Annotated in this window: 5 protein-coding genes; 2 read left to right on the top strand and 3 right to left on the bottom strand. The window is 71.7% G+C overall.

The window, feature by feature from the left end; translation table 11 throughout:
• Positions 1-2: 2 nt before the first annotated feature.
• The 3 genes from MCAG_RS05775 to MCAG_RS05785 all read right to left on the bottom strand — a co-directional run bounded on the left by MCAG_RS05775 (position 3) and on the right by MCAG_RS05785 (position 2,436).
• Positions 3-935: a RimK family alpha-L-glutamate ligase gene (locus MCAG_RS05775; protein WP_007072037.1), complete on the bottom strand. Its 933-nt coding sequence runs from the start codon at positions 933-935 to the stop codon at positions 3-5.
• Positions 932-1,267 (bottom strand): hypothetical protein, encoded by a 336-nt coding sequence (locus MCAG_RS05780; RefSeq protein WP_007072038.1) that lies wholly within the window; start codon positions 1,265-1,267, stop codon positions 932-934. The genes MCAG_RS05775 and MCAG_RS05780 overlap by 4 nt, the downstream gene beginning before the upstream one ends.
• Positions 1,268-1,476: 209 nt before the next feature.
• Positions 1,477-2,436: a heme o synthase gene (locus MCAG_RS05785; RefSeq protein ID WP_007072039.1), complete on the bottom strand. Its 960-nt coding sequence runs from the start codon at positions 2,434-2,436 to the stop codon at positions 1,477-1,479.
• 263 nt (positions 2,437-2,699) lie between these two features.
• Between MCAG_RS05785 and tkt the strand changes: the two genes are divergently transcribed.
• Together tkt and tal are read left to right on the top strand one after the other, a co-directional pair.
• A complete protein-coding gene (gene tkt, locus MCAG_RS05790; RefSeq protein ID WP_007072040.1) occupies positions 2,700-4,838 on the top strand; it encodes a transketolase in 2,139 nt (712 codons plus the stop codon).
• A gap of 17 nt (positions 4,839-4,855) precedes the next feature.
• Positions 4,856-6,034, top strand: coding sequence for a transaldolase (gene tal / locus MCAG_RS05795; protein WP_007072041.1), 1,179 nt, complete (start codon positions 4,856-4,858; stop codon positions 6,032-6,034).
• The last annotated feature ends 88 nt before the right edge of the window (positions 6,035-6,122 follow it).

The following is a 6,122-nucleotide window of genomic DNA, read 5'->3' on the forward strand; positions in this document are numbered from 1 at the left end:
GCTCAGCGAGGGCGGCTCAGGTGGGCGACGACCGCGGCGGCGAGGCGGTCGGGGGCGCCGTCGGCGTACCCGATGAACAGCGACGGCTCGGTCAGCTCCAGCTCGACCAGGACGGGCATGCCGTCCGGGCCCGGAATCAGGTCCACCCGGGCGTAGAGCAGCCGCCGCGTGCCGCCCGGGACCGCCGCGAGGACCCGCTCGGCGACGGCGAGTTGATTCGCAGTCGGCGTGCGGGGGCTGATCTCCTTGGCTTTGTACAGCCCGTAGGGGCCGAAGTCGGGGCCGACGAGTATCGGGCCCTTGCGGATCGCGTGGCTGAAGGCGAGCCCGTCCGGGCCGGCCAGGTAGAGCAGGCCGGTCTCCCCGGCGGTGTCCACCGCCGTCAGGTAGGGCTGGACCATGGCGAGCCGGCCCGCGTCCGACAGCCGGCGCAGGTGGGCCGCCGCCAGCTCGCGGTGTTCCGGGTCGGCGAGGTCGTACCGGCCGGTGTCCTGGCTGCCGAGGCTGACCGCCGGCTTGATCACGTACTCGCCGTGGGTGGCGGGCGGCGTCCACGCCTGCCCCGGCGGCACCCAGCCGGTGGGCACGGTGGGCACCCCGGCGGCCGACAGCTCGCCGAGGTAGCGCTTGTCGGTGTTCCAGCGCACCACGTCGGCGGGGTTGACCAGCCGGGGGACGGTGGCGGCCCAGGCGACGAACTCGTCGCGGCGCAGCGCGTAGTCCCATGGCGAGCGGAGCACGACCAGGTCGTACGCGGCCCAGTCGACCGTCGGGTCGTCCCAGACGGCGACGGTGACCGCGACCCCCCGCCCGGCCAGCGGGGCCAGCAACAGCCGGTCGTCGGCCCCCAGGTCGGGCAGTTCGGCGCACGTGACGATAGCGACCCGGGGTTCCCCCCGGGTCGACTGGTCGTGGTCGGTCGAGGTGTCGGTCAACGGGCCATCGTGCGCCGGGCCATCGACCGCCAGAGGTCGTTGCTCGGACGCATCTGGTCCATCAGTTCGCGCTCCCAGGCGTTCTCGACGGTGACTCCCGCCTTGGCGCACGCCTCGCGCGCGACGACGGTGTCGTCCGCGAACTGGTCGCCCCAGGTCCCGTCGGAACCGACGAGGACGATGCGCGCGCCGCGCTTGCCGACGTACTCGATGACCGCCTTCGCCCCGCCGTGCCCGGCGGCGAACGACTTGATGCCCGCGACCAGGCCGTTGGGGGTCTGGTCGGCGACGGTCTGCTGAGCCGTCAGCGTCGTATCGGAACCATCTGCCATGACGCGAAGCCTAAGCAGAGTTCCCTCCCGAGGTGCGAGAACCATGAACTATTTGTGATACCGATTACGCGGGGGTTTAAGAAGAGCCGCAGGTCGTTTGCCCGGTTATATGGGGACTCGGCACACCAAACCGGCTCGGCGAAGTTACACGATCGTCACAAGTTGCGCGCGCCCGAGCCAAGCCCGGAATGTCGCCCTGATTGGGTGGCTCAGACCAGCGCGTCGACGGCGACGGCCGCGAACAGGATGGTCAGGTAGACGTACGACCAGTGGAACAGTCGCATCGGCCGGACCGCCCCGCCCCGGGCCACCTGGCGGCACAGCTTGTGCGCCTCGTACACGAAGACCCCGCCCGCCAGCAGCGCGGTCACACCATAGATCGCGCTCATCCCGAGCGGCCAGACGGCCAGCGAGGAGAGCAGGGTCAGCCAGGCGAAGCCGATGATCTCGGCGTTGACCCGTCGAGACGAGGCGACCACCGGCAGCATTGGGATGCCGGCGCGGGCGTAGTCGGCCTTGTACTTCATCGCGAGGGGGTAGAAGTGCGGCATCTGCCAGAAGAACACCACCGCGAACAGCGCCCACGCCGCCGGGGCCAGCGAGCCGGTCACCGCGGCCCAGCCGATCAGCACCGGCGCGGCCCCGCACGCGCCGCCCCAGAAGGTGTTCTGCGGCGTGGTCCGCTTCAGCCAGAGCGTGTAGACCAGGTCGTAGTAGGCGATCGCGGCCAGGGTCAGCCCCGCGGCCAGCATGTTGGTGAACAGCGCCAGCAGGGTCACCGAGACCGCCGCGAGCACCAGGCCGAAGACCAGCGCGTTGCGCGGCGACACCGTGTGCGTCGGCAGCGGGCGCCGCTTGGTGCGCCGCATGAGCTGGTCGATGTCGCGGTCGATGTAGCAGTTGAGCACGCTGGCCGCGCCGGCGGCGAGCGAGCCGCCCACCAGCACCACCGCCATGAGCCACAGCGACGGCAGCCCGCCCTCGGCGAGCATCATCGCCGGAACCGTGGTCACCAGCAGCAGCTCCACGATGCGCGGCTTGGTCAGCGCGACGTACGCCGAGACCACCGCCCGGACGTCCCGCCGGGGCACCGTGGGCGCCCCGGTCACCGTGCGCACCGGCGGCTGCCCGGCAGAGTTGCTGACGGGGCGCTCGGTGATCATGCTCACGGATTGCCACCTTCCGGCGTCGGCAGGGGGAGTCGGGTCGGTCGGACCCGTCGGGCCCACATACCGTGCCCACACACTACGCGTCGTCGTTTTGGCTGCCCGCGCGACCCGACCACGGTGCGGACCGTCACACCCCCGGTTGAACGGCCCAGGCCACGTGCCGCGTAAGAAGACCATGCAGAAGATCCGGAGGCGGGGGTTTACCCGCGCTCGATAGGGTCGTCTGAGAGGGTTCCGCCCAACTGCCGAGGAGCACAACCATCGTGGCTGCCAACCGACCCGAGCAACCCGCACTCAACTGGTCCGACCTCGACCGCCGGGCCGTGGATCTCGTCCGCGTGCTGGCCATGGACGCCGTGGAGAAATCCGGTAACGGCCACCCAGGCACAGCGATGAGCCTCGCGCCTGCGGCATACCTCCTCTTCAACCGGGTGATGCGGCACAACCCGGCCGACCCGAACTGGCCGGGCCGGGACCGGTTCGTGCTCTCGGCCGGCCACTCCAGCCTGACCCTCTACATCCAGCTCTTCCTCTCCGGCTACCCGCTGGCCCTGGACGACCTCAAGTCGCTGCGGCAGTGGGGCTCGCTCACCCCGGGCCACCCCGAGCACGGGCACACCCCGGGCGTGGAGACCACCACCGGCCCGCTCGGGCAGGGCCTGGGCAACGCCGTCGGCATGGCCATGGCGGCCCGCCGCGAGCGCGGCCTGTTCGACCCGGAGACCGAGCCCGGCGCGTCGGTCTTCGACCACGACGTGTGGTGCATCGCCTCAGACGGTGACATCGAGGAGGGCATCAGCCACGAGGCCAGCGCCCTGGCCGGGCACCAGCAGCTGGGCAACCTCTGCGTGATCTACGACGACAACGAGATCTCGATCGAGGACGACACCCGCATCGCCAAGAGCGAGGACGTCGCGGCCCGCTACGAGGCGTACGGCTGGCACGTGCAGACCGTCGACTGGCGCACCGGCGACGCCGACCAGGGCGACTACCACGAGGACGTCGAGGCCCTGCACCGGGCGCTGCTGGCGGCGAAGGCCGAGACCGGTCGCCCCTCCTTCGTCGCGCTGCGCACCATCATCGGCTGGCCCGCGCCGAACAAGAAGAACACCGGCAAGATCCACGGCTCGGCGCTGGGCGCGACCGAGGTGGCCGCCACCAAGGAGCTCCTGGGCTTCGACCCGGCGCAGAGCTTCCAGGTCGACGAGGACGTCCTCGGTCACGCCCGCCGGGTCCTGGAGCGCGGCGCGGCGACGCAGCAGGAGTGGGAGCGGGCGTACGAGGGCTGGGCGAAGGCCAACCCGGAGCGCAAGGCGCTGTGGGACCGGATGTCGCAGCGGGTCCTCCCGGAGGGCTGGACCGAGGCGCTGCCGACCTTCCCCGCCGACGCCAAGGGCGTGGCCACCCGGGCCGCGTCCGGCAAGGTGCTGGAGGCCCTCGCACCGGTGCTGCCGGAGTTGTGGGGTGGCTCGGCCGACCTGGCCGAGAGCAACAACACCACCATGAAGGGCGAGCCGTCGTTCGTCCCGGCGGTGCACGCGACCAAGGACTTCCCGGGCCACGAGTACGGCCGCACCCTGCACTTCGGCATCCGCGAGCACGCCATGGGCGCGATCCTCAACGGCATCGCCCTGCACGGCGGGACCCGCCCCTACGGCGGCACGTTCCTGGTGTTCAGCGACTACATGCGCCCGTCGGTGCGGCTCGCCGCGCTGATGAAGCTGCCGGTGGTCTACGTCTGGACGCACGACTCGATCGGCCTCGGCGAGGACGGCCCGACCCACCAGCCGGTGGAGCACCTGACCGCGCTGCGCGCCATCCCCGGCCTGGACGTGGTCCGCCCGGCCGACGCCAACGAGACCGCCTGGGCCTGGCGGCAGGCCCTGGAGCACACCGACCGGCCGACTGCGCTGGCGCTGAGCCGGCAGGCCCTGCCGACGCTGGACCGGTCGACCCTGGCCGGCGCCGAGGGCGTCGCCAAGGGCGGCTACGTGCTGGCCGAGGCGTCCAACGGCAAGCCGCAGGTCATCATCATCGGCACCGGCTCGGAGGTGCAGCTCTGCCTCACCGCGCGGGAGCGGCTGGAGGCCGACGGCACCCCCACCCGGGTGGTGTCGATGCCCTGCCAGGAGTGGTTCTACGAGCAGGACGAGGCGTACCGGGAGTCGGTGCTGCCGCGCGGGGTAAAGGCCCGGGTGAGCGTGGAGGCGGGCATCGCGATGTCCTGGCGGGGGGTCGTCGGCGACTCCGGCGAGAGCGTCAGCATCGAGCACTACGGCGCGAGCGCCCCGCACACCGTGCTCTTCGAGCAGTTCGGCTTCAACCCCGACCGGATCGTGGCCGCCGCGCACGCGGCACTCACCCGGGTGGGCGACATCACCGGTTTCACGACCGGCAACTGAAGGGGAGCGAGGACGGCATGACGGACAGGCTCAGCGAACTCACCGCCGCCGGGGTGGCGGTCTGGCTCGACGATCTCTCCCGGGTACGGCTGAGCTCCGGCGGGCTGGACCAGCTCCGCCGGGAGCAGCACGTGGTTGGGGTCACCACCAACCCGACGATCTTCGCCAAGGCGCTCGCCGACGCCGACACCTACGACTGGCAGCTGCGTGACCTCGCCACCCGTGGGGTGGAGGTGGAGGAGGCGGTGCGCATGCTCACCACGTACGACGTGCGGTGGGCGTGCGACGTGATGCGCCCGTCGTACGACGGCAGCCAGGGCGTCGACGGCCGGGTCTCCATCGAGGTGGACCCGCGGCTGGCGCACGAGACGGAGAAGACGGTCGCCGAGGCCAAGGCCCTGTGGTGGCTGGTCGACCGACCGAACCTCTACATCAAGATCCCGGCCACCGAGGCGGGCCTGCCGGCGATCACCGCGACCCTGGCCGAGGGGATCAGCGTCAACGTGACGCTGATCTTCGGCCTGGACCGCTACTCGCAGGTGATGGAGGCGTTCCTCGCCGGCCTGGAGCAGGCCAAGGCCAACGGCCACGACCTGTCGAAGATCGGCTCGGTGGCTTCGTTCTTCGTCTCCCGCGTCGACAGCGAGGTCGACAAGCGGCTGGAGAAGATCGGCTCCGACGAGGCCAAGGCGCTGCGCGGCAAGGCCGCAGTGGCCAACGCCCAGCTCGCGTACGAGCGCTACGGCGAGGTGTTCTCCTCCGACCGGTGGCAGGCCCTCGCCGACGCCGGGGCGCACCCGCAGCGCCCGCTGTGGGCGTCCACCTCCACGAAGAACCCGGACTACCGGGACGTCATCTACGTCGAGGAGCTGATCGCCCCCGGCACGGTCAACACGATGCCGGAGTCGGTGATCCACGCGTACGCCGACCACGGCGAGACGCGCGGGGACACCATCACCGGCGCGTACGACGCGGCGCGGGGGGTCTTCGCGGACCTGGAGTCGGTCGGCGTCGACATGTCCGACGTGATCGCCGTCCTGGAGCAGGAGGGCGTGGAGAAGTTCGAGGCGAGCTGGCAGGAACTGCTCGACGGGGTGCGCAGGTCGCTCGCCGCGGCGGGCCAGGGTACCGGACGGCCCGGCCAGGCCGCCCAGGGCAACGCGGACGCGGCCCAGAAGGCGGGGGGCAACGCGTGACCGACGGTCGCGGGGACGCCCCGGGGCACCGCCCCGGGGCGCCCCGCGCCGTCGGCCCGTCCTCCTCGGGTCGCGCCGCCGGCTGCCC

Origin of the sequence: Micromonospora sp. ATCC 39149 (assembly GCF_000158815.1) — a bacterium.
In the GTDB taxonomy this organism is placed as follows: domain Bacteria; phylum Actinomycetota; class Actinomycetes; order Mycobacteriales; family Micromonosporaceae; genus Micromonospora.